Here is a 23,510-nt window from a genome sequence, read left to right as displayed (position 1 = left end):
CCCGAACACGACCGTTAAGCCCTCCAGCGCCGATGGTACTTGGACCGAAGGGTCCTGGGAGAGTAGGACGCCGCCAAGCAACTGAGAAGAGCACTACCGTATGATGCGGTGGTGCTCTTTTTGTATGCTCAATAAGTGTGCTCTATAAAATACCTGCAAATCTGCAGGAATTTCCGAGCGTTTTAGCCTCGAAAAGCGAAAAAGATGCAAAAGTGCAGGGATTTTCGGCTCGTCCGTCCGAATGGGGCCCCTAAAGCAAAAAGGCCTGCAGATTTGCAGGAATTTCGCTCAGCAGGGGCTATCTCCTCAAAAATTCCTGCACATTTGTAGGGATTTACGTATGCGCGTCCGCGATTCCCCCCATTCCAACTCACCGATATGCATCATCGGTTGATTTTAAAAATTATAAAGCGTACCGTATCTACAAGTGGTTTTTTTTCGTTTATAACAGTGAGGTTGAATATATAAGTACTCAAAGAGAACTTCAGGAGGTGTGCCGGCATGCGGAAAGAGCTGGTGGATGTCAAACCGTTGGAGATGGCGGTAAAAGACTCTGACACATATAGGGATCGGATCGTTCTGCACCACCAGGCTCTTCGGCAGTACTGCCGTGCTTTGGCAGGCTCTCCGTGGGAAGGTGATGACCTGGTTCAGGATACTTGGCTAAAGGTTTGGTCCGCGCTGCAGAAAGGTGTTGATGAAGGCCGGATTACCCGTGCGTACCTGTACAAGGTTGCCCGTAATGCGTGGATTGATCGGAACCGGAAAAAGTCTCTTTCGTTGGTGCAGCAGCCTCTGGAGGAGCTGCAGCATCCGAACGCGGACCCAATGGAAGTGTGGATGGCCATGGAAACGCTGGTGCAGCAGCTGGCGCCGGGACAACGTACGGCTCTTTTGTTGGTGGATGTGCTGAAATATACTGCCGCGGAGGCGGCGGAATTGACGAAGTCCTCCGAAGGGGCGATTAAAGCCGCCCTTCACCGGGCCAGGGCGAAGCTGAGGAGGACGGCCGACGGTTCGAAATCCGAAGCGGATGCGCTCATGACATACGCTTACCTGGAAGCGTTCCGCCAACAAAATACGGCCGCCATAGTGATGTTGATGAATGATGGCGTACCGAAGGAAGCGGTGGTTTCCGTTCTGCGGTCAAACAATGGGGCACCGCAACGTGCAAACCGGAGTGATAATGCGACGATGGATCAAGGAATAAACTGCCGGGCAATAGCGGCATAATTTTATGGAGGTGTGCAAAATGAGCAATATGATTATCCCGTATGTTATCGAACAGACCGGTCACGGCGAACGTTCCTATGATATTTACTCCCGTTTGTTGAAAGACCGGATCGTATTCCTGGGATCGGCCATAGACGATCAAGTGGCGAACAGTATTACCGCCCAAATGCTGCTGTTGGCCGCGGAGGATCCGGAGAAGGATATTTACTTTTATATCAACAGTCCGGGAGGCTCCACCTCCGCCGGCTTCGCCATCTACGATACGATGCAGTACATCAAACCCGATGTGCAGACCATCTGCTCGGGATTTGCGGCTTCGTTTGCGGCGATCCTTCTGCTGTCGGGAACGAAGGGAAAACGGTTTGCTCTCCCGAACAGTGAAATTATGATTCACCAGCCGCACGGCGGTGCTCAGGGGCAGGCCAGCGATATCGAGATCAGCGCGCGGCGGATTCTTCGCATTCGGGAGCGGCTCAATGAAATTGCCGCGGAACGTACGGGACAACCGATCGAGCGGATCGCCCGGGATATGGATCGGGATTATTTTATGAGCGCGGAAGAGGCCAAGGACTACGGGATTATCGATAAAGTGATCACCAGCGCGAAGAGCGCTTCATAAGGGAAACTTAAAAGCGTCGTTGTTCAGCAAATGAACAGCGGCGTTTTTTGATTACTAAAAATAAGCGATATTGTGCACCCTAGATGGACACCCGTATACGGTAGAAAGCCTTCGAGTCAATCGATCCACTTGTCCTTGACAGCCTATAGGGCCTTTGCTAAGATGGCAATAATATATTTTTGTAAGTGAGATTCGGCGTTGATTTTATAAGGAAAACAAGACCGGACCCGATTAAAAAACAAGGAGGAAAACCTAAGGTGTGGGAAAGAAAATTTGAGAAGGAAGGCCTTACATTCGACGATGTATTGCTGGTTCCTCGCAAGTCGGAAGTATTGCCTAAAGAGGTGAGTGTGGCCACGAAATTGAGCGATAAGGTGAAGCTCAATATTCCGCTGATCAGCGCAGGGATGGACACGGTGACGGAGGCGGCCATGGCGATCGCGATGGCACGGGAAGGCGGCATCGGAATGATCCATAAGAATATGCCTATCGAGCAGCAAGCCGAGGAAGTGGATCGGGTGAAACGCTCGGAAAGCGGCGTAATCACCAATCCTTTCTCACTTACGGCGAACCATCTGGTTTCCGATGCGGAAGCGGTGATGGGCAAATTCCGGATTTCCGGGGTGCCGATCGTGGACGACGAGCATAAATTGATCGGGATTTTGACGAACCGCGATTTGCGGTTTGTGCATGACTACAGCATCAAGATCAGCGAGGTCATGACCCGCGACAACCTGGTTACCGCACCGGTTGGTACGACGCTGCAGGAGGCCGAAGTGCTTCTGCAGAAGCATAAGATCGAGAAACTGCCTTTGGTCGATGAGAACAATGTCCTGAAGGGCCTTATCACCATTAAGGATATCGAAAAAGCGATTCAATTCCCGAACGCGGCCAAGGATGCGCAGGGCAGACTGTTGGTCGGCGCTGCCGTAGGGATCTCGAAGGATACATTTGAGCGGACCGAGGCATTGGTCAAAGCCGGCGTTGACGTGATTACCGTCGATTCCGCGCACGGGCACCATATCAATATCATCGATGCGGTAGCCGAGCTGCGCAAGCGTTATCCGGACCTGACGATCATCGCGGGCAATGTGGCCACCGGGGAAGCCACCCGGGCGCTGATCGAAGCCGGCGCTTCCGTGGTCAAGGTCGGCATCGGACCGGGATCGATCTGTACGACCCGCGTCATCGCCGGCATCGGTGTACCGCAAATCACCGCCATCTACGACTGCGCGACGGTGGCCCGTGAATACGGCGTGCCGATCATCGCGGATGGCGGGATTAAATACTCCGGCGAGATCACCAAGGCGATCGCCGCAGGGGCGCATGCCGTGATGCTGGGCAGTCTTTTTGCGGGGACGGAAGAGAGCCCTGGGGATTCGGAAATCTACCAAGGCCGCCGCTACAAAGTGTACAGAGGCATGGGCTCCCTGGCGGCGATGAAACAGGGCAGCAAGGACCGTTATTTCCAGGACGACGACAAGAAGCTCGTACCGGAAGGCATCGAAGGCCGTGTGGCATACAAAGGACCTTTGGCCGACACGGTCACCCAATTGATCGGCGGTCTCCGCTCAGGCATGGGTTATTGCGGCACGAAGACTTTGGACGAGCTGCGGAACGATACGCAGTTTGTGCGTATCACCGGAGCCGGCCTGCGCGAAAGCCATCCGCATGACGTTCAAATCACGAAAGAGGCTCCGAACTACTCGCTGTAAACAGCGTGGGAGCCAACATATACCACTTGCAGGCAGGGCGGAAATCGCCCTGCTTGTCTTTTTTTGCGCTAGGCCCTGTGATAGAATAGATAAAGCAATTCAACGAGTAACTATGCATACTGGAATCTTGGATTGATAGACTAGAAAGATTTACGAGAGGAGCTTTAAGAACATTGAAACTGAAACAACCCCCCCTTCATAAAACGAAATCCAGACGGAATCTCGTCCGCAAAGGCGTGGCGTCCGTGCTGTTGTTTAATATGCTTTGCTTCTCGCTAGCCCCAACTTTAGCCTTGGCGGAGGGCGAACAAAACCAAACCCAATCCCAAACGGGGTCTACGACGACATCTACGAAACCTGCATCGCAGCAGAGCGGAGCCGTGCAAATTCCATCTCCGGAGTCTCTGCAGCTGCAAGTGAAATCGGCGGTGCTGCTGGAACCGGTATCCGGCCAGGTGCTGTTGAACATCAACGGGGATCAGGCTCTGCCTCCCGCGAGCATGACCAAAATGATGACGGAATACATTGTGGCCGATCTGGTGAAGCAAGGGAAGTTTAAATGGGACGAAGTGGTAACGGTTGGAGAAAATGCGTCGGAGACGGGAGGTTCCCGGATTTTTTTGGCCGAAGGGGATCAACATACCATGGAGGAATTGTATATCGCCATGGCCGTCGGTTCGGCCAATGACGCCACCGTCGCTCTAGCGGAGCATGTAGCCGGTTCGGAGCAGGCTTTTGTCAAAATGATGAATGACGAAGCGAAACGCATGGGGATGAAGAGTACCCATTTTGCCAACTCCACAGGCTTGGATATCGCGGATATGCCCGAGAAATACAAGACACCCGGGAATCAGGAAACGGTGATGTCGGCGATGGATGCGGCGATCCTGGCCAAGTACATCGTCACCGATCATCCGGATTTTGCCCGGTTTACGTCCATTCAAACGCATAAATTCCGGGAAAGAGACAAAGCTCCGATTGTAAACTACAACTGGATGCTGGAGGCGAACAAGAATGTAACCAACTTCAAGAAGTACGCTTATGAAGGGCTGGACGGCCTGAAAACGGGACATACTTCGAATGCCGGGAACTGTTTTACGGGAACGGCCGAGCGTAACGGGGTGCGATTGATCAGCGTCGTTATGGGAACCTCCTCCGAATCGGCCCGCTTTGTCGAGACCCGCAAGGTGCTGGATTACGGCTTCAACAACTTCGAAACGAAACAAATCATCGCTCCAAAAGCGACGGTGCCGGGAACGGAAACCGTTACGGTGAAGAAGGCGAAGAACACCTCCGTACCGGTCGTTAGCGATCAAGCCGTTAGCTTCGTGATCCCTAAAGGGACGGATACCAGCAAAGTACAGGCCAAGGTAACGCTGTCCAACGAAACGCTGACCGCACCGCTGAAGCAGGGGACCAAGGTAGGGACGGTCACGTACTCCTTCAAGCCTGACGGCATGAACCAGACGCTGGAGAAGACCGTCAACCTCATTACCGCCCAGGATGTGGAAAAGGCGGGCTGGTTCAAGCTGCTGATGCGGGCGATCGGGGATTTCTTCAGCGATTTGTTCAACGGAATCAAGAACCTGTTCTAGTCTTCCTTATTCCGAGTGGATATGTTGTATATTTCAGGTGACTATTGTAAAATATCAAGTTAGATTATTATCGGGAGGCATGGACATGGAAACAGGAACATCGCGAGTAAAACGAGGCATGGCTGAGATGCAAAAAGGCGGCGTTATTATGGACGTCATGAACGCGGAGCAGGCGAAGATCGCCGAAGCGGCCGGCGCTACTGCCGTAATGGCTCTGGAACGAGTTCCTTCCGATATTCGTGCCGCAGGCGGCGTTGCCCGCATGGCCGACCCTACCATTATCGAAGAGGTCATGAAAGTCGTTTCCATTCCGGTCATGGCGAAAGCCCGAATCGGCCACTATGTCGAAGCGAAAGTTCTGGAATCCCTTGGGGTAGACTACCTGGACGAGAGTGAAGTGCTGACTCCGGCCGATGAGGTATTCCATATCGATAAACGCGATTTTACGGTTCCTTTTGTCTGCGGAGCCAAAGACCTGGGCGAAGCGCTGCGCCGGATCAGCGAGGGAGCTTCCATGATCCGGACCAAGGGCGAGCCGGGAACCGGCAATATCGTCGAAGCCGTGCGTCATATGCGTTTGATCAACAGCCAAATCCGCAAGGTACAGAATATGTCCAAAGATGAACTGTATGCCGAAGCGAAAAATTTGGGTGTTGCCTACGATTTGCTGCTGGAAGTTCATGAGAACGGCAAGCTGCCGGTGGTTAACTTCGCGGCGGGCGGCGTAGCCACCCCGGCGGACGCGGCTCTGATGATGCATTTGGGCGCGGACGGGGTGTTTGTCGGATCGGGAATTTTCAAATCGGATAACCCCGAAAAATTTGCCCGTGCTATTGTGGAAGCGACGACGCATTATACGGACTATAAATTGATCGCCGAAGTCTCCAAAAACCTGGGCACGCCGATGAAGGGGATCGAAATTTCGAAGCTGTCGGCGGCGGAACGGATGTCGGATCGCGGCTGGTAAGAAGGAGAATCGGGGTTGCCCGGCGAAGAAGAAAGAAGGTTAGACCATGAAAGTTGGCGTATTAGCCTTGCAGGGCGCAGTAGCGGAGCATATTCGCAGTATAGAGCGTGCGGGAGCGGAGGGGGTTGCCGTAAAGCTCCCCGAGCAGCTCTCGGAGCTGGATGGACTGATCATTCCCGGCGGGGAGAGTACGACGATCGGCAAACTCATGCGCAAGTATGGGTTTATTGAGGCGATCCGCGCATTTGCAGCCCAAGGCCATCCGGTGTTCGGCACCTGCGCCGGGCTTATCGTCATGGCCAAGGAGATTGGGGGCGGCGAGGAACCGCATCTCGCCCTGATGGATATCCAAGTATCCCGGAATGCGTTCGGACGGCAGCGGGAGAGCTTTGAGACGGATTTGGACGTAAAAGGCCTGACCCAACCGCTGCGGGCGGTCTTTATCCGGGCGCCATTAATCACGGCGGTGGGCGATCAGGTCGATGTTTTGTCCACATACAAGGAAGAAATCGTGACGGCGCGCCAAGGCCACCTGCTGGTATCTTCTTTCCACCCGGAGCTCACGGACGAATGCTCGTTGCATGCCTATTTTCTAGAGATGATCAAGAGTAAAGCGGGAGCGGTTTAGGCCCATGATCTACCTTGACTCTTTTTTCAAAGGGTCGAGGTTGTTTTTCTTTTTAAATTAGAGGTTACGTTTATTAAAGGTTACGTTTTTCGGCGGTCCCGGCGGTCTGTTCAGGTGATGGAGTCGGTACGGCTGTGACGGGAAGAATCTAGGAGGGACTACCCATGTTGGATGTTAAAATATTGCGAAACGATTTTGCACGCGTCGAAGAGGCTCTGAAAAACCGGGGGAAATCGCTGGACCTGATCGCCGGCTTCCCTGAGCTGGACGAGAAACGCCGGGAGCTTCTGCAGGAGAGCGAGGCGCTCAAAAACCGCCGCAACACCGTATCGGCCGAAGTCGCCCAGCGTAAGAAGAACAAGGAGAACGCGGACGAGCTGATCGTGGAAATGCGCGAGGTTGGCGACCGGATCAAGCAGCTGGACGACGAAGTGCGTGAGCTTGAGGCCAAGATCGACGAATTGACGATGAGCATTCCGAATATCCCGCACAGCAGTGTTCCCGTGGGGGCGTCGGAAGAGGAAAATGTGGAGATTCGCCGCTGGAGCGAACCGAGAAACTTCGGTTTTACCCCGAAAGCGCATTGGGATATCGCGGCGGACCTGGGGATCCTGGATTTTGAAGCGGGCGCCAAAGTGGCGGGTTCACGGTTTACTTTTTACAAAGGACTTGGAGCTCGTCTGGAGCGCGCCTTGATCAACTTTATGATGGATCTGCACAGCAATGAGCATGGTTACGAGGAAATGCTCCCACCCTACATAGTGAATCGAGACAGCTTGTATGGAACCGGACAGCTGCCGAAATTCGAAGAGGATCTGTTCAAACTGACGGAGAACGATTATTACCTGATTCCGACGGCGGAAGTGCCGGTGACGAACTACCATCGGGACGAAATCTTAAGCGCGGAGGACCTGCCTCGCAACTACGTGGCGTACAGCTCTTGCTTCCGTTCGGAAGCCGGCGCGGCGGGCCGCGATACGCGCGGGCTCATTCGCCAGCATCAGTTCAATAAAGTGGAAATGATCAAGATCGTGCACCCGGATCACTCTTACGAGGAATTGGAAAAGATGACGGCAAACGCGGAGCGGGTGCTTCAGCTTTTGAACCTGCCGTACCGGGTATTGACGCTGTGCACCGGCGATATGGGCTTTACGTCCGCGAAGACGTATGACCTTGAGGTCTGGCTGCCGGAGAGCGGCGTATACCGGGAAATCTCGTCCTGCTCGAACGTGGAGGACTTCCAGGCCCGCCGGGCCAACATTCGCTTCCGCCCCGAGCCGAAGGCCAAGCCGGAGTTCGTACATACGCTGAACGGATCGGGACTTGCCGTGGGACGTACCGTGGCGGCCATTCTGGAGAATTACCAGCTTGAGGACGGCAGTGTGGAAGTGCCGGAAGCGCTTCGTCCTTATATGGGTAATCTGCAGGTTATTGCCAAGCGGAAATGACTTGATCTCCGCATGGGGATATGATAGAATCTGATTTGTTACGCGAATCAGATTCTGATTTGGAGAGGTACCGAAGCGGTCATAACGGGGCGGTCTTGAAAACCGTTAGGGTGCAAGCCCACATGGGTTCGAATCCCATCCTCTCCGCCAGTTTATTATTATGATCTGAATACGAATGAAACCATGGAGGCGATGAAGATCGTCTCCTTTTTATATTTTGGCAAGTGCTGCCGCCTTGTATAAAGCATCCTCTGGAGAAGCAAGTTAACGGATGAACTTCAATTTACCTTGCAAAGGGGGAAATCATCCGTGACGAAGCCGCAAACCTACACCACGCCCGGAACTCAGCCCGATACGAGCAACCATAGGGAGCACGGGCATGGTGGTCCTGAGCCGCTTTCCGGCTCGAAAAAAGTAAAAATGCGCCAGCAGGGCGGCAGCAGAAACCCTGAAGGAAGCGGACACCGCTAAGCGTGTCTTACCCCCGGCCTCGCGCCGGGGTTTTTCATGCCAATTTGGAATTTTAGCAAGACAATAAGCTCATAAAATGTCATAATAGATATAGAGGCGTCATAAAATGTGCCGATTTCAAGGAAATGGAGAGATGGAGAAAAACTATACTTTTTGAAAGGAACGTGATGCGTTTGAACTTGGTAGAAATGAACAACATCCCCACCCCTGACGCGAACGCGGGGGCGGCTCCTCGGCAGCATAAGCAAAGGACCGTAGGAAGCCTGGTGCTTCGATTTTTCTTTATTATAGTGGGAGCCATCCTGGTCTCCGTGGCGCTGGAGCTGTTCCTCGTTCCGAACAAGATTACGGACGGTGGCATTACCGGCATCTCTGTTATGTCCTCTTATTTGACGGAATTACCCTTAGGTATCTTCCTTTTCCTCTTCAATCTTCCCTTTCTTATTATCGGCTACAAACAAATCGGCAAAACTTTTGCAATCTCCACGTTGGTAGGGATTACGGTCATGTCGGTCGGAACCGCGTTGCTGCATCCCGTAGAAGCTTTTGTGCAAGATACCTTGCTGGCCTTTGTCTTTGGCGGAATTCTGCTTGGACTGGGTACGGGCATTGTGATCCGTTTCGGCGGATCCTTGGACGGGACGGAAATTGTGGCGATTCTCATTTCCCGGAAGTCTCCATTTTCCGTAGGCGAGATCATTATGTTTTTCAACTTTTTCATTCTTCTTAGCGCAGGTTTTGTGTTTAGCTGGGAACGGGCGCTGTTCTCCTTGCTGGCGTATTACATCGCTTTTAAAACGATAGACATCGTAGTGGACGGTTTGAACGAATCGAAATCGGTCTGGATTATCAGCGATCAAATCGATGAAATCGGGGCAGCCATTGTTAGCCGGCTCGGCCGGGGCGTCACTTATTTGTCGGGGGAAGGCGGGTTTACCGGGGACCCGAAGAAAGTGATTTTTTGCGTAGTCACACGTTTGGAAGAAGCCAAGCTGAAGGAAATCGTGAATCATTATGACGAAAATGCATTTTTGGCCGTAGGAAATATCCATGACGTAAAAGGCGGACGTTTTAAGAAGAAATCCATTCACTAAATTTTTGAAAATGTATTTCCGCTGAAACGAAAATGGTTTATGATAATGGTAGTTTTGATTTTTTTTATAGTCAGCTTTACATGACGGAGAGGGGTTATTAATGTCTAGGAAGTTTTACGTGTCGGCTTTGGTGTTGTTGATGTCGGTCGTTCTGGTGCTGTCCGGCTGCAACGCCAAAAAAGAACCGAAGGAAGCGCTCGGAAGTGCAGCGATTCAGGCGCTGAAGATGGACTCTTATGTTCTTAACAATCAAATTAAAATTTTGGATTTGACGTTCGACGGGTCCTCTTCCCAAGCAGCGGAAATGGGCGCCGTATTCTCGATGTTGAAGAACGCCGAAATTAACGTGAACCAGATTTACCAGAAGGATCCGATGCAAACGGAAGCTACTCTGGAAGTTAAATTGACCGGCGATATGACAACGACGATCACGGTACCTTTTGTGATGACGAAGGAAAAAATGTATGTCAAAATCCCAAGCATCCCGTTCCTCCCGATGCCGGAGAACATCGTAGGGAAATTCCTGGAGCTGGACCTGAAGGAACTGGCGGAACAAAGCGGCGAGGAATTCAATCCGGACCTCTTTAACGCGGATAAGACGCAGAAGCTTGCGGGTGAAATCTCCAGCGCGGTATTGGCCGAGTATGATTCGGCGAAATACTTCAAGAACGTGGATCCGAAGGAAGTGGAACTGCCTGAAGGATTTAACGCCAAGCAAGTCGTGCAGTTCAGCGTCAACAACGACAACGTGAAGGAAGCGATCACGATTCTGATCAATAACGCGCTTCCGAAAGTGCTGGATATCGTGGGCAAAGAAGAATATCGCGCTATGTTCGATTTGAAGCCTGAAGATATCGAGGAAGCGAAGAAGGCGCTGAAGGAAGGCGATCAAGCCGAGCTCGGCAAAGCGCTGGATGAAATGCAAAAGCACCTGAAGGTCAACAAGTTCGTAGTCAATACGGCGATTGACAAGAAGGACTATCCATCGCATACCGATATGACCATGGATTTGGAAATCAACGATCCGGAATCCCAGATGAAGGTGAAGCTGGCGCTGCAGGCGAAGAGCACGTTCAGCAAAATCAACGAGAAGGCTGCATTCTCGATCGGAATTCCAAAGGACACGATTACGTTGGATCAATTGGAACAGGAAATGGGCGGCATGGGTTATTAATCCGATCTTTGACGCAAAAAAACCTTGCGAATCATATGATTCGCAAGGTTTTTTATGTTGATAACCGGCTCGTACTCAGGGCGAAGGTTCGCCGTTAGCCGGCTTTTTCCGGAGCTTCCGGAAAAAATCGCGCAGCAGCGAGCCGCACTCTTCCTCCAGCACACCGGAGACCAATTCGGTCCGGTGATTGAACCGGGGTTCCTGGAGCAGGTTCATCAGCGTCCCCGCGCAACCCGCCTTCGGATCGGGGGCCCCGTAGACGACCATAGGCACCCGGCTCTGGACGATCGCCCCGGCGCACATGGGACAGGGCTCAAGGGTGACGTACAGCCGACAGTGCAAAAGCCGCCACGCCTTTAGGTTCCGGCTGGCCTGCCGAATGGCGATCATTTCGGCGTGAGCGGTGCCGTCATGCGTGCTCTCTCTTAAATTGTAGCCCCGGCCGATAATTTCGTCGCCGTATACGATAATGGCGCCGATCGGGACTTCCCCGAGCGTTTCGGCTTTGTACGCCTCTTGAATCGCCTGCTCCATCCAGTACTCATGAGGCTGTGTCGATGGGGGAGGCTCCGGAATCCACGGAAGCGGCATGTAATCAATTCAGCTCCTTCAACGTCATTCGACATATTTTGTTCAGCGAACAAGCATTCGTTCTTAACATGTTGTGGACAAACCTGTGCATAACCCAGGGTTTATCCCCAATCTTATTCACATATCCTACTATGACGATGTTTATATGTTTATAATATGTGGATAACTTTCTGTTTTATAAAAAGGATATGCACAGGATGAGTAGGTATTTTTTCTTATTGTAGGGAAATCATCTGGGAAATTCAACGTCTTTGCAAATCTTGTCGTTACAGGTATGATGGGGATAGCAACAACATGTGCCAATTATCTCCATTGTCCGCCTGAGGGGGGAAGATTCCTTTGACGATTAAAACCAAACTCGCCCTCATTATGACGGCTTTTACCGTAACTTTGCTTTCTATTAATATTATACTCAGCTATTTAACGACCCAGGATAATCTACGCAGAGACAGCGAAGCGAATATGCTGCTGACCGCCAAACAAATCGCTTTGGCTGTAGAGCAGAGCCGCTCGGTTTATGAATACGTGAAGAATATGATCGACCTGAAGACCAGCCGGAATTTTGTCGATGAAACCCTTAGAATGACGAGTCCGGAACGAATCACTCAGGAATCTTTGCGAGCCAACCGGCACCTGCTTGAGATTTCGGGTTTACAGCCGGGGAGCAGCGGTCAGAAGCCGTCTTTGCTTTTTGGAACCTACAATTATCGAAAAGACCCGAATGTTGGCGATATGGCGCGAGATGCGCTGCTTAAAGGCACCAACCTGCTTCATGAAACCGAAATCAACGGCAGGAAGGTGCTGGAGAGCTATATTCCGATTCAGCGGCATTATCAGGAGGCTTATGTCATTCGCATTATCTCCAGCTACCAGCCGATCTCTTCGGTCATTTACAAACATATGGTTAGCCAGGTTTCGGTGTCCATTGTGCTGCTGGTCATTGTGATTATCGCCAGCAATATATTAGCGGGTCAGTTGATCCGACCTATTCAGGATATGCTGGGGAGGGTCGGCCGGCTCTCTTCCGGCGATTTCGATGCGCGTATCCGCATGAACCGGAAGGATGAGCTTGGACAGCTTGCCGGCCAAATCGATACGATGGCGGACAGTTTGGGCCATTACATGACCGTTTTAAAGGAAAAGAGCGAAGAAAACCGCTTGATGAAGGAACACTTGGAATCGATTATCAACCAGACCGCCGATGCGATTCATGTCATCGATTTGGAGGGCAGGGTGCTCCGAGTGAACTCGGCCTTTGAAGAATTATTCGGGTGGACCAGCGAGGAAATCGTCGGGACCCAACCGGACTTTATTCCCCCGATTCTGTTAAGCGAAGGGGAGAGATGGTCCAAAGAGACCCGCCGCGGGAAACCCTTCGTTCTGACGGAGACGGTACGGCTGCGCAAGGATGGGAGCGAGGTCCATGTCAGCATCAGCGAGTCTCCGATTTATGACGAGCACGGTCGGATTATGGCTTACATTAGCATCACCCGAGATATGACCGAGCATAATAAAATGGAGGAGCTGCTCCGCCGATCGGAGAAACTAACCACAGTCGGCCAGTTGGCGGCCGGAGTGGCTCATGAAATTCGCAATCCCCTCACCACGTTGCGGGGATTTCTTCAGATGCAGCAGCGGACCAAGTCGATTAATCAAATGCATACCGATATTATGCTGTCCGAGCTTGACCGGATCAATTTGATTGTGAGCGAGTTTCTGATTCTCGCCAAACCGCAGGCCGTTCAGTTTGAGGTGAGGGACGTCCGGTTTACGTTGGGCGATGTGATATCACTCCTGGATAGCGAGGCGCATTTACATAATATTGAGTTCCAGCCCCATTTCTCGTCGTCTCCTGTTCTGGTACACTGTGAAGAGAACCAACTGAAGCAGGTGTTTATCAATATTTTGAAAAATGCGATGGAGGCCATGCCGGCCGGCGGAACCATCCGGCTGCAGCTTGCGGAAGAAAGCGGGGCCGCGATCATCCGGGTAACCGATGAAGGGGAAGGGATCTCCAAGGAGCGGCTGGAGAAGCTGGGTGAGCCGTTCTATACGAATAAGGAAAAGGGAACCGGTCTCGGGCTGATGGTCACTCAGCGAATCATTGAAGGGCATCGAGGTTCGATGCGGATCGAAAGCGAGCTTGGCAAAGGAACCTGCGTGACCATCATTCTTCCAAGTACCGAGGCCAGGTCCGATACGGACGAGGACGGAAAGCAGAGTTTAGCGTGAAAGGTGACTAGGCGTGAGAATTAATAAATTTATCAGTGAGACAGGGTACTGCTCCCGGCGGGAAGCGGACAAGCTGATCGAAGCCGGCAAGGTGACCATCAACGGTCAGACGGCCATGCTCGGCAGTCAGGCGGGAGAAGGCGACGATGTCCGGATTGACGGGAAGCCGATTCAGCAGAAACGGAACCGCCATGTGTATATCGCTCTGAACAAACCGCCGGGAATTACAAGCACCACGGAAAGCCATGTCCGGGGAAATATCGTGGATTTCGTCGGGCATCCGGAGCGGATTTTTCCGATCGGCCGCCTGGACAAGGATTCCGAAGGATTGATTCTTTTGACCAGTGACGGAGATATTGTGAATAAGATCTTGCGAGCCGAAGGAAAACATGAGAAGGAATATATCGTAACGGTGGATAAACCGATGACTCCTTCCTTCTTGAAGGCGATGGGAGAAGGGGTTAAAATTCTGGGCGAAATGACGCTGCCTTGTCAGATCACCCGGGTGACGGATCGGGTGTTCCGGATTATTCTGACGGAGGGCAAGAACCGGCAGATTCGCCGGATGTGCAGCGCCCTGGGCTATGAAGTGAGGAAGCTGCGGCGCATTCGCATTATGAATATTCATCTGGGCGATCAGAAACTGGGAACCTGGCGTGAGCTGACTCCGCAGGAAAAGCGGGAACTCGGGCAGGCCTTGAATTACGAGCTTAGTTAAACAACGACAACGACGTATACGGACAAAAAAAGGCTGCCCAAACGGGCAGCCTTTCCGTTGTTTCTGCAGTGCTATATGCCGAGGTTAATCCGGTTATGGCTCGTGGGTCGCCGGCATGCCGATTTGTTGATCCCCGTCCTGGTATTTCCGGATAATCGAAACCTCGACCCGCCGGTTCTGGGCCCGGCCCACGTTCGTATCGTTGCTGGCTACAGGATGATACTCGCCGTAACCGATCGCGCTGAACTTCTTCGGATCCAGGTTTTCGTTAAGCAGCAGAATTTTCATGAAATTCAAAGCCCGGACGGAGCTGAGGTCCCAGTTGGAAGGGAACTCGTAATTTGAAATCGGGACGTTGTCGGTGTGCCCCGAGACGATGACCTCATAGTCCGGGAATTTCTGCAGCATATTTGAAATCGCTTTGGCCAAGGTGCGGGCGTCCGGCTTCACTTGCGCTTCCCCTGAAGGGAAAAGGGCGTTGTCGCTGATCGTTATCATCAGTTGGGACTGATTCAGTTTGGTATCCAACTGTGTCGTAAGGCCGTTATTTTTGATGTAGTTATCGAGCTGTTTCTTTAACGCTTCCAGGTTCTCCGTCTCTTTTCGCATCAATTCCTTCTTCTGCTTCATCAGGTTGTCGGTCTTCGAGACATCTTCCGGATCCGGGGAGGTCTTGGTATTGCTCTCCAGCGCGGTTTGATCCAGGACTCCGGCACCGCCGGTAAGCACGCTTTGAAAGGCTTCGCTCATTTCCTGGAACTTCTTGGCGTCTACGGTACTCATGCCGAACAGAACGATAAACAACGCGAGCAGAAGGGTCATCAAGTCCGAATAAGGCAGCAGCCAGCTCTCGTCCGCATGCTCCTCATGTTCCTGGTGCTTCTTATTCTTTTTGCTCACCTTCACCCGCCCCCTTTTCTAAAATTTGCGCACGTTCAGCAGGGGTTAAGAAGACGGCCAGCTTTTGTTGAATCGCAATTGTAGATACGCCGGATTGAATGGAAAGCAAGCCTTCCACCATCATCAGCCGAACCTCCATCTCTTTCTTTGAAAGACGCTTCAGTTTATTGGCGATCGGGTGCCACATCACATAACCTGTGAAAATACCGAAAACCGTTGCGATAAAAGCCCCGGAAATCGCATGGGACAATTTCGCGATATCGCTCATATCGGACAAAGCGGCGATCAAACCGACAACCGCCCCGAGTACCCCGAGAGTAGGCGCGTACATCCCCGCCTGCGAGAAGATTTGGGCTCCCGCTTTATGGCGTTCTTCGGTGGCTGCGATGTCTTCGGTCAGCACGTCCTGGACGAAATCCTGATCGTTTCCGTCGATGATCATCCGCATTCCGCCTCTTAGAAAATCATCCTCTATTTCCTCTACCTTGGCTTCCAATGCCAGAAGACCTTCGCGGCGAGTGATGGTAGCCCACTCCATAAACAGCGTGATCAATTCCGCTTTACTGATCATCTTGGGCTTGGACATGGTAAGCTTGATCAATACGGGGAACTTTTTGACCTCCGAGAGCGGAAATGCCACAAACAGCGTTGCTGCCGTTCCTACAAGGATAATGACAAAGGCCGCAGGGTTCGAGACCAAGCTTTCAATAGGTGCACCTTTCAGGTACATCCCTAAAATAAGCGCCACGAAACCGAGAATAAGTCCAATAATCGTTGAAATTTCCATTGCACACCTCGTCCTTGAGATATTTGTTTCCATTTTTCTGTCACCCGCATCCTTGCTGGAGACATTACAACCTTGGCCGAAAAACGGTTTATCTTTTTTATCGACAGAATTCCCTTTTTTTTTAAGGTGTTTTTTCCGGTATAATGAGAATACAGTCTGTATTAGACTCTAGGAAGGGAGCCATTTGGCGGTGGGAGTAAAGCACGGTAGAGATTATGAACAAATTTTGGCAGATTTGACGGAAGCCGTTGGGCGTATTCCGGATAGCTATGAATTTTTTGAAATGGAGGCCGCGGAGTGGGAAGGACTTTCCGGCGATGAGCGTTATGAGGTACAGGAGGCTTTGGCGGAAGATTTATTCTTTGCGCTGGGAACCGAGCCTGTGATTAACGTCGGCAGCGCCGTGGTCATCCACGATGCGGACAACCACCGAATCAACCTCTTGATCGGAGAGGACGAGTTGACCTCCGTAGCTTTGATCTGACAACGGGTGGCGACTTTTTGGAATATTGTCCGGGAGCATGGTAAAATAAAGACTTAAAGGAATTCACACGCTGACGCTGCCAGCCAGGCAGCGGGTTAATCCGGAAATGCTCGTCCGCGCATGAACAGCCGACCTCGGGAATACAATAAACGGATGCTCGTGCCGGACCCGGACCGGAAACGATGAATCGAATCCTTAACTGCAGGATTACATACAGGGAAGTTTAAGGAAACGGGGAGGAAGAACAATGCCGTTTACACCGCAAGAAGTAGAGGCGCATTTGGAAAAGCTGGAAGGTTGGGAATTGGAGGAGGGGCGCTGGATCGTCCGGAAATACACCTTTTCCAACTTTATGAAAGGGATCGCCTTTGTGGACGAGGTTGCCGCCATTTCGGAAGCGTTTAACCATCACCCTTTTATAACCATCGATTACAAAACGGTGACGCTCCGGCTGACCTCCTGGGAGGAAGGCGGCATCACCGCCGTGGATATCAAGGAAGCGCAGCAATATAATGAAGCCTTCGAGAAGGCCCGCTCCGCTGGCTAGAAACGGACGCAGGAAGCGAAGCCAACCCGAGGCCGCAGAGAGAAGCGCCCGCCGGAAACCTGAACTCAGGCCCGGCGGGCGTGTTGTTGTATGCGTTATTTCTTCTCGGAAAGATACATCGCGACGTTGGCGATCTCCTCTTCCTTCAATTTATCCTTGAAGGAAGGCATCATGCCCTTACCTTTGGTGATGGTCCCGAACAATTGGTCCGCAGACAGCTCGGCACCTACTTTTTGCAGGTTCGGACCGGCTCCGCCTTGCAATTGATCTCCATGACAGCTAATGCAGTTCGCCTTTATAACAGCTTCGGCTTGTTCCGCATTTAACGTGATTTCAGGCATTTGCGGTTTCTCTTCCTGAGCAACCTGTTCCCGGCCGGGCAATGTAAACATTAACACGGCTGCGAAGGCGCAAGCCACGACGAGTAATCCGCTCATGATCCACTTCTGCATTCCGATCGTCCCTCCTATGTAAGTTACCCCTTCCATTATAGCGGAACAGGCTCATTGATCATAGCGTTTGTGTCAAAAAAAGTAACGAATTACTCCTCTTTTTTGTATATTTCCCAAAATGATGTGCTATTTATCATAGACGCGTTTTATCAAAGGGCTAAGGTGAGGTTGGGGCGCCTTTGTAAACCATGCAGTAGTAAGGTTTGGAAATTCCGCCGGGAGTCATTTTCTCGTACAAATCGGTAATGACGAACCCGGCCTTTTGATAGGCCCGAATCGCCCGGGTATTCCAGGTCAGAACCTCCAGGTCGATGACATCCTGCGGTTTGCGCCGCTGTGCTTCCTCCACGATCGTCAGCACAAAGCTTTTACCCAGTCCCTGGCCGCATAAATCGGGCCGCATCCCGATGCCGAGCCGTGTAACCCCCTCCATCGGGAAATATTGGGCAAACCCGGCGAGTTCGTCATCCGGGGTCAACAAAGAGACATACTGCTGCGCTCTTAAGGCCGGGTTCCCAAACTCCACGTCGAGCGCTTTCATTTGTTCCCAGGGGAGCCAGCTGTAAATATCGTATGGGGAATCGTATTTCCAGGTACAGATAGCCGCGCCGTGGCTTTCCTCCATGGGAACGATCCGGAAAGTGGTGACGGGTTTTTCCATGTTTGCGCCTCCTTAAACAATGGGAAATGAATATCGGGTGTGTCTCTCCATCGATTTGAAATTTCTATTTAACATCACTCTAACGGGAAATGGTTTGCTTGTAAAGATAGGAGGAACCTAGGTGTTTCGTCCTCCGTCAGCGGGGTAATGAGGAGTATGGGAAGATTTGGAGAGTGGGTATGGGAGAGAAAGCGGCAAACGAAAAAAAATAAATTTTGGCGGAAAGGCCATTTTCAGAAACCTTTTTGAACGGACTTTCGTTATATGGTATATAGCGAAAAAAAAACGCAGCGGTTCCGGCAAGAACCACTGCGGTGTCAGCAATGTTGAAATGAGCGCCTCAAATTAAGCAACGGGATCAAGATTCAGCATACGTGGAGTAACCGGTTTTGCTGAGAATTCTTTTGGCCCCGACATATTTGGACTTATAGTAACTGCTGTTTAATTGATCGGTACGGATTCCTTTGGATGAAGAAGCGTGCGCGAATTTTCCGTCACCGATGTAAATGCCGACGTGGGATACTTTATTCTTGCCCAAAGTATTGAAGAATACGAGATCCCCCGGCTTCAACTGGCTTTTGGCGACAGGAGTGCCTTGCTTGTATTGGGCCGAAGAGACGCGGGCCAGCTTGACGCCCATTTGCTTGAACACGTATCTGGTAAATCCGGAACAGTCGAATCCGTTCGTGGTAACCCCCCCGTATTTATAAGGCGTCCCGTATACGGACTTCACAACGCTGTTCAATTTCGTATCTGCGGCGGATACACTCCCCGTCCCTAAGGTGAACAAAATCGCCAAACTCGTCGCTGCTGCTGCAAATGTCTTTCTCATGCTGTAAAAGTTCTCCTTCCAAGGCCTGCGAGGTTAGCTTGAGGATTCGGTTGAAGGTTCCCTATGATCCCTATGTATCGGTAATCAATTCACCCAAAATGGTTCCCCCGTTTCCCGGGTGCCGGGAATTCGGCTGATCTAGTTGATGCACCCAAAGTTGTGACGTGGCGAACATTGTTTACAAAGTTGTTACTATTTACTTTGGTTATTGTACCAAGCCTGTCTTGCTTTGGCAAGTCATTCTAAGGCTGCCGGTTATTTTAAGCCGATCGTCCCGTTTATGACAAGGAGAGGCGGGTAATTTCTCCTAAGCGGGCTATGCAAAACAACCATGAAAAAACCCGCAGTCCTCGATTCGGGTGAATCGCTGCGGGCTTGTCGTAATTATTCTACATCGTCGTGATCTGTGGGTTCGCTGGTAACTTCCTCGTACTTGTCGGTACTCAGAATCCGTTTCGCCCCGACATAACGTTGTACATAATACTTCTCGCTTAATTTGCTGATAATTACGCCTTTGGAAGAAGAAGCATGGGCAAACTTGCCATCGCCGACATAAACGCCGACATGAGAAACGCCTTTACCGGATGTGTTGAAGAATACGAGATCGCCGGCAATCAGGTTTTCCTTCTCTACGGCCGTACCCATCTTGTATTGGGCGCCGGATTGATGCGGCAGTTTAATGCCGATCTTCGAAAAGACGTACATGGTAAATCCGGAACAATCGAAGCCGGCCGTTGTAGTGCCGCCGGAAGCATATTCCGTTCCCAAGGCTTTGTCGATGACGCCGTCCAATGTGGAATCGGCGAAAGCGCTGCCAGTGCCAACGGAGAAAAGAATGGCAAGACTTACTGCTGCTGCGGTCAACTGTTTCTTCAAGAAAATGCTCCTTCCAATGCCTACGAGGTTAGCTTAAGGATTCGGTTGAAGGCCCCCTATGATCCCTCTCTTGCGAGATCAATTCACCCAAAGTGGTTCCCCCGTTCCCCGTCAAGGGAATTCGGCTGTAGTATACATCCGATTTACTTACATATTCGACACCCGACACAGTTCTCCTGCCAAGGTGACAAAAATAATTACAAAATCGTTACTGAATTGTGCTGTTGCTATTGTAACAAAGGCAAGTATATTTTGGCAATGGCTATTTAGCAAGATTTAGAGGCGAAAACACAGGGAAAAGCCCCCGCATTAACGCGGAGGCCTTGTGGCGCAAGGGCTGCACAAAAGTGAAAAAAATTTAACCTTTATGTAACTTGGTTTGCCAGAGCTCATATTGAGAGGATACCGACCAAATTTGCAATAGACTGCGAATAAAAGGATAGGTTTGCTGCAAAATCATAGCGGTCAACCCGGTCCAGATCCAAGAGAAGGCCCCGCAGATGAGAAATAGGGCGGCTCCGGCCGTGCCGAGAATCAGGGATATGGCGATGCCGGGCAGCAGGTGTCGAAGGCTGATTAGTAGAGAGTTCCATATCCCCTCCTTGAACAGGAAGCCGAGTTGGGAGAACAGCAGGACTTGGCGAATGACCCAGCCGTAGACGGCCCATCCCGTCAGCAGCCCGACCATCGCAAGCAGAGGCCCCATTCGCCCGCTTTCGGGGACAAGCCAAGGCAAGAGGGTCGCCAATTGGGGGACCACCCATAGCCCGGGCAGGGCGAGCAGAATCAACTCTAACAGGAAAAAGAGGGTGACTGGCTTCCAGAATTCCTTCATCCCGCGGAAGAGGGGAAGCCCGGACCTTTGCTCCTCCGGAGGTCTCAGCCCGTAAAGAATACCGGCCTGGAACAGCGGCGTCATCAGCAGACGTAAGACAATCAGGCCTAGCAGCATCCACAAATGCTGGTGGATGGCCGGGTTCCGTCCAAGCTCGATTTGCCCCTCGATCATGTAGAGAACCCGGCTCATTTCATTCGGCGGGGGATCGGGATACCGCGACAGCAGAGCGATAACGGCCGAGTGAATCAGCCGATAGAAGAACAATCCCCAAAGCAGTTGGTACAGAAACAGGATGATTACAGAGGGAAATTGGCTTCGAACAAGCCCCCATCCATTCCGTACGTAGGTCATTATTTTCCCTCCTAAAAGTTTTGTGAGCGTTACATCTGGAGATAGCATCGTACAAAACATACTTCGTAAGCATAGGCTTAGTTTTGTGAGCGTAACATCACGGATAGCATCGTACAAAACATACTTCGTAAGCATAGGCTTAGTTTTGTGAGCGTAACATCACGGATAGCTGCGTACAGAACTTACTTCGTAAGCATAGGCCTAGTTTCGTGAGCGTAACATCACGGATAGCTGCGTACAAAAAGCATAGGCTCGGTTTTGCGGCTTACCAGACGAGGGCCCCCAGCATCGCTTCCAGCAGCTTTACGACCCCAAGCGTAGCCCGGGTTCCGGTAGGTTCGGCGACCTCCGCTCTCATGTAGTTGTTGATATGTTTGTTCTCAAGAACGAGCGAATAATCGGGATCGATCTGCACCCAGTCCAGAGGTGCCTTGTACCGCAGCGTCATCTGAACGGTTTCACCTTCGCCGTTCCAGACTTTGCGGACCGTGTGCCCGTCCTTGAAGCTGAAGAGGAGCGGAACCTTAGGGGCGCTTCCGCCCCGGCGGCTTAGCGTAACCTTCGATTCATACAGGGCCGCCCCGTTCTTGCCGGCAATGGATTGGACCGCTATGCGATCCACCGAAAAATCGGCCATTTTGCCATCGTATACATACTGGTTAAAATAAGCCTTCCAGCTTCGGCCGGTCACCTGCTCGACAATGCGTTGGAAATCGGAGGTGGTCGGGTGTTTAAACCGGAATTTTTGGCTGTAATTGTAAAGGATTCGCTTCATGGCTTTGGCTCCAACCTGGCGCTCGATATCCAGCAGAATCAATTGTCCCCGGGAATATACATTTTTGGCGTAAATATCGCTGGAGCCAAACTTCCAGGAGACTTGCGCCAAGGGGGCCGGGTTGGAGACAAGCGCGGCCTGCAGCGGCAGATTCGGCGCAATCCCGAATTCCTGCTCCATCAATTTGTCCTCCGCATAGGAGGCGAAGGCTTCGTCCAACCAGGCCTCTTCAAATTCGTTATTGGCCACCATTCCGTAAAAAAACTGGTGGGCCACTTCATGAATCACGGTGCGTTCCAGCTCATCGTAACCCGGGGATTCGCTGTTCGCCCCAAAGGCCGTGACCAGCGTCGGGTATTCCATGCCGCCGGCCCCGTTGCCCTGTGCGGGCGGAACGACGACGGACAGCGTAGAGTAAGGGTAGCGCCCGTACCACTTGCTGAAATTCGAGAGGGCCACTTTGGCCGCGTAGAAATACCGATCTTTCAGATCCTGGTGAGCCGGATCGAGATACAGCTTGATCCGGACTCCCGGCACCTCCGCCGAGGAAAACGGCTCTTCGGCGTAAACGAAGTGGGGAGAAGCCGACCAGGCAAAATCGTGGACATCGTCGGCATAGAATTGAACCGTCTTCCGGCCGTCCTTGCGAACCGCCGGCTTGGTCTGGAATCCGGTCGCGGCCACCGTATACGTTTCGGGCACATTGATGCTTACGCTATATATGCCGAAATCGGAGTAAAATTCCGAGTTGCCGTGGTATTGGTGAAGGTTCCAGCCCTCCGTTTGACGGCCGCGCGTCCCGGCGGGTTCATATACGCTGACTTTGGGAAACCATTGGCCCGCCATGACAAAATCGCCGGCGGTGCCCATACGGGCAAACACCTTTGGCAGATTCACTTTAAATTGAATTTTTAAAGTAAGGTCTTCGCCTCCGCGTACCGTCACGGGCAGACGGATTTTCGCCAAGGTCCGGTCATGCGTATTTCCATCGTCCGGCTGAACGTATTGAAGCCGGTGTAGCAGGGAAATACCGTCCGTGGTGCGGATCTCCGTCAACTCCATGCCGCCCCATCCGTCTTTGGGCATGAGGTCTCCGCGCAGCTTCCCGCCGGATTCCTTCATAAAAGTGGATTCGCCGGAGGCGAAAGCATTGGGATACAGATGCAGATAAAGCTCGTTCACGGATTTTTTGCCGGGATGTGTCCAGGTTAGCGTTTCGGTGCCGATGAGCGTTTGGTTCTTTTCGTCGAGATGCACCTGGATGTGATATTCCGTAATCCGGTCGCTGAGCACCTCCGCCGTCGGATGTTGTATGCTTTCGGTCAGAGGGAGCGCGGGGGCGGGCCCGGTTTTGGCCGAGTCCAGGGGCTTGGCCTTTTTGGACGCAAAGGAAGAAAGGTGCGAAGGCTCCGGGCTCAGCGTGTACCGGATGGTACCGGCGATGAGGCACAGGGCGAGAAAGGAAATGCCGATGAATAAACTACGTCGGGTCATACAATGGATACCTCCCGTTGACAAGCAT

At 51.9% G+C, this 23,510-nt stretch carries 23 protein-coding genes, 1 tRNA gene and 2 riboswitches; of the genes, 15 read left to right on the top strand and 9 right to left on the bottom strand.

Annotation, left to right across the window (positions count from 1 at the left end; genetic code table 11):
- Nucleotides 1-501: 501 nt before the first annotated feature.
- The 11 genes from LBW89_RS24405 to LBW89_RS24355 all read left to right on the top strand — a co-directional run bounded on the left by LBW89_RS24405 (nucleotide 502) and on the right by LBW89_RS24355 (nucleotide 10,944).
- A complete protein-coding gene (locus tag LBW89_RS24405; protein ID WP_225040675.1) occupies nucleotides 502-1,233 on the top strand; it encodes an RNA polymerase sigma factor in 732 nt (243 codons plus the stop codon).
- 19 nt (nucleotides 1,234-1,252) lie between these two features.
- Complete coding sequence (gene clpP / locus LBW89_RS24400) at nucleotides 1,253-1,852, top strand: ATP-dependent Clp endopeptidase proteolytic subunit ClpP (RefSeq protein WP_148454315.1); 600 nt, start codon at nucleotides 1,253-1,255, stop codon at nucleotides 1,850-1,852.
- Between the two features lie 257 nt (nucleotides 1,853-2,109).
- Nucleotides 2,110-3,567 (top strand): IMP dehydrogenase, encoded by a 1,458-nt coding sequence (gene guaB, locus LBW89_RS24395; protein ID WP_213508891.1) that lies wholly within the window; start codon nucleotides 2,110-2,112, stop codon nucleotides 3,565-3,567.
- A gap of 173 nt (nucleotides 3,568-3,740) precedes the next feature.
- Entirely contained in the window at nucleotides 3,741-5,162 is a 1,422-nt protein-coding gene (locus LBW89_RS24390; protein ID WP_225040671.1) for a D-alanyl-D-alanine carboxypeptidase family protein, read from the top strand.
- Nucleotides 5,163-5,247: 85 nt separating this feature from the next.
- Complete coding sequence (gene pdxS, locus LBW89_RS24385) at nucleotides 5,248-6,129, top strand: pyridoxal 5'-phosphate synthase lyase subunit PdxS (RefSeq protein WP_148454319.1); 882 nt, start codon at nucleotides 5,248-5,250, stop codon at nucleotides 6,127-6,129.
- Between the two features lie 46 nt (nucleotides 6,130-6,175).
- Nucleotides 6,176-6,757 carry a pyridoxal 5'-phosphate synthase glutaminase subunit PdxT gene (gene pdxT, locus LBW89_RS24380; protein WP_225040669.1) on the top strand — a complete coding sequence of 194 codons (582 nt, stop codon included), beginning with the start codon at nucleotides 6,176-6,178 and terminating at the stop codon, nucleotides 6,755-6,757.
- 164 nt (nucleotides 6,758-6,921) lie between these two features.
- A complete protein-coding gene (gene serS / locus LBW89_RS24375; protein ID WP_148454323.1) occupies nucleotides 6,922-8,205 on the top strand; it encodes a serine--tRNA ligase in 1,284 nt (427 codons plus the stop codon).
- 61 nt (nucleotides 8,206-8,266) lie between these two features.
- A tRNA-Ser gene (locus LBW89_RS24370) sits at nucleotides 8,267-8,355 on the top strand.
- Nucleotides 8,356-8,514: 159 nt separating this feature from the next.
- Nucleotides 8,515-8,676, top strand: a complete 162-nt coding sequence (locus LBW89_RS24365) for a small acid-soluble spore protein P (RefSeq protein WP_213508894.1) — start codon at nucleotides 8,515-8,517, stop codon at nucleotides 8,674-8,676.
- A 188-nt stretch (nucleotides 8,677-8,864) separates the two neighbouring features.
- Nucleotides 8,865-9,770: a YitT family protein gene (locus LBW89_RS24360; protein ID WP_148454587.1), complete on the top strand. Its 906-nt coding sequence runs from the start codon at nucleotides 8,865-8,867 to the stop codon at nucleotides 9,768-9,770.
- A 100-nt stretch (nucleotides 9,771-9,870) separates the two neighbouring features.
- Nucleotides 9,871-10,944, top strand: a complete 1,074-nt coding sequence (locus LBW89_RS24355; RefSeq protein WP_148454328.1) for a DUF6612 family protein — start codon at nucleotides 9,871-9,873, stop codon at nucleotides 10,942-10,944.
- A gap of 75 nt (nucleotides 10,945-11,019) precedes the next feature.
- Here the strand turns inward: LBW89_RS24355 and tadA are convergent, their stop codons facing one another.
- Nucleotides 11,020-11,535, bottom strand: a complete 516-nt coding sequence (gene tadA, locus LBW89_RS24350) for a tRNA adenosine(34) deaminase TadA (protein WP_148454330.1) — start codon at nucleotides 11,533-11,535, stop codon at nucleotides 11,020-11,022.
- Between the two features lie 339 nt (nucleotides 11,536-11,874).
- On the opposite strand from tadA, the gene LBW89_RS24345 reads away from it, so the two are divergent.
- Together LBW89_RS24345 and LBW89_RS24340 are read left to right on the top strand one after the other, a co-directional pair.
- Nucleotides 11,875-13,767: an ATP-binding protein gene (locus tag LBW89_RS24345; protein WP_225040667.1), complete on the top strand. Its 1,893-nt coding sequence runs from the start codon at nucleotides 11,875-11,877 to the stop codon at nucleotides 13,765-13,767.
- Between the two features lie 13 nt (nucleotides 13,768-13,780).
- The gene (locus LBW89_RS24340; RefSeq protein WP_225040665.1) at nucleotides 13,781-14,485 is read left to right on the top strand and encodes a pseudouridine synthase; all 705 of its coding nucleotides are present in this window, start codon (nucleotides 13,781-13,783) and stop codon (nucleotides 14,483-14,485) included.
- 93 nt (nucleotides 14,486-14,578) lie between these two features.
- On the opposite strand, the gene motB is transcribed toward LBW89_RS24340, so the two are convergent.
- The gene (motB, locus tag LBW89_RS24335) at nucleotides 14,579-15,385 is read right to left on the bottom strand and encodes a flagellar motor protein MotB (RefSeq protein ID WP_225040663.1); all 807 of its coding nucleotides are present in this window, start codon (nucleotides 15,383-15,385) and stop codon (nucleotides 14,579-14,581) included.
- Entirely contained in the window at nucleotides 15,369-16,172 is an 804-nt protein-coding gene (motA, locus tag LBW89_RS24330) for a flagellar motor stator protein MotA (protein WP_225040677.1), read from the bottom strand. Before motA ends, motB begins: the two co-directional genes overlap by 17 nt.
- 190 nt (nucleotides 16,173-16,362) lie before the next feature.
- On the opposite strand from motA, the gene LBW89_RS24325 reads away from it, so the two are divergent.
- Entirely contained in the window at nucleotides 16,363-16,656 is a 294-nt protein-coding gene (locus tag LBW89_RS24325) for a hypothetical protein (RefSeq protein ID WP_148454340.1), read from the top strand.
- Nucleotides 16,657-16,903: 247 nt separating this feature from the next.
- A complete protein-coding gene (locus tag LBW89_RS24320; RefSeq protein ID WP_148454342.1) occupies nucleotides 16,904-17,203 on the top strand; it encodes a 4a-hydroxytetrahydrobiopterin dehydratase in 300 nt (99 codons plus the stop codon).
- Nucleotides 17,204-17,298: 95 nt separating this feature from the next.
- Here the strand turns inward: LBW89_RS24320 and LBW89_RS24315 are convergent, their stop codons facing one another.
- The 6 genes from LBW89_RS24315 to LBW89_RS24290 all read right to left on the bottom strand — a co-directional run bounded on the left by LBW89_RS24315 (nucleotide 17,299) and on the right by LBW89_RS24290 (nucleotide 23,482).
- Entirely contained in the window at nucleotides 17,299-17,655 is a 357-nt protein-coding gene (locus LBW89_RS24315) for a c-type cytochrome (protein WP_148454344.1), read from the bottom strand.
- 157 nt (nucleotides 17,656-17,812) lie between these two features.
- The gene (locus LBW89_RS24310) at nucleotides 17,813-18,316 is read right to left on the bottom strand and encodes a GNAT family N-acetyltransferase (RefSeq protein WP_148454346.1); all 504 of its coding nucleotides are present in this window, start codon (nucleotides 18,314-18,316) and stop codon (nucleotides 17,813-17,815) included.
- Between the two features lie 358 nt (nucleotides 18,317-18,674).
- The gene (locus LBW89_RS24305; protein WP_148454349.1) at nucleotides 18,675-19,148 is read right to left on the bottom strand and encodes a C40 family peptidase; all 474 of its coding nucleotides are present in this window, start codon (nucleotides 19,146-19,148) and stop codon (nucleotides 18,675-18,677) included.
- Nucleotides 19,149-19,155: 7 nt separating this feature from the next.
- Nucleotides 19,156-19,293, bottom strand: a riboswitch (cyclic di-AMP (ydaO/yuaA leader).
- Between the two features lie 239 nt (nucleotides 19,294-19,532).
- Complete coding sequence (locus LBW89_RS24300; protein WP_148454351.1) at nucleotides 19,533-20,024, bottom strand: C40 family peptidase; 492 nt, start codon at nucleotides 20,022-20,024, stop codon at nucleotides 19,533-19,535.
- A 2-nt stretch (nucleotides 20,025-20,026) separates the two neighbouring features.
- Nucleotides 20,027-20,161: riboswitch (cyclic di-AMP (ydaO/yuaA leader) on the bottom strand.
- Between the two features lie 221 nt (nucleotides 20,162-20,382).
- A complete protein-coding gene (locus LBW89_RS24295; protein WP_148454353.1) occupies nucleotides 20,383-21,213 on the bottom strand; it encodes a hypothetical protein in 831 nt (276 codons plus the stop codon).
- A 265-nt stretch (nucleotides 21,214-21,478) separates the two neighbouring features.
- Nucleotides 21,479-23,482, bottom strand: a complete 2,004-nt coding sequence (locus LBW89_RS24290) for a M1 family metallopeptidase (protein ID WP_148454355.1) — start codon at nucleotides 23,480-23,482, stop codon at nucleotides 21,479-21,481.
- Between the last annotated feature and the right edge of the window lie 28 nt (nucleotides 23,483-23,510).

The sequence above is a fragment of the Paenibacillus sp. alder61 genome (assembly GCF_020179875.1).
Lineage (GTDB): Bacteria > Bacillota > Bacilli > Paenibacillales > Paenibacillaceae > Fontibacillus > Fontibacillus faecis.
Note: the sequence above shows the minus strand (reverse complement) of the source record. Positions and strands in the feature narration are given on the sequence as shown.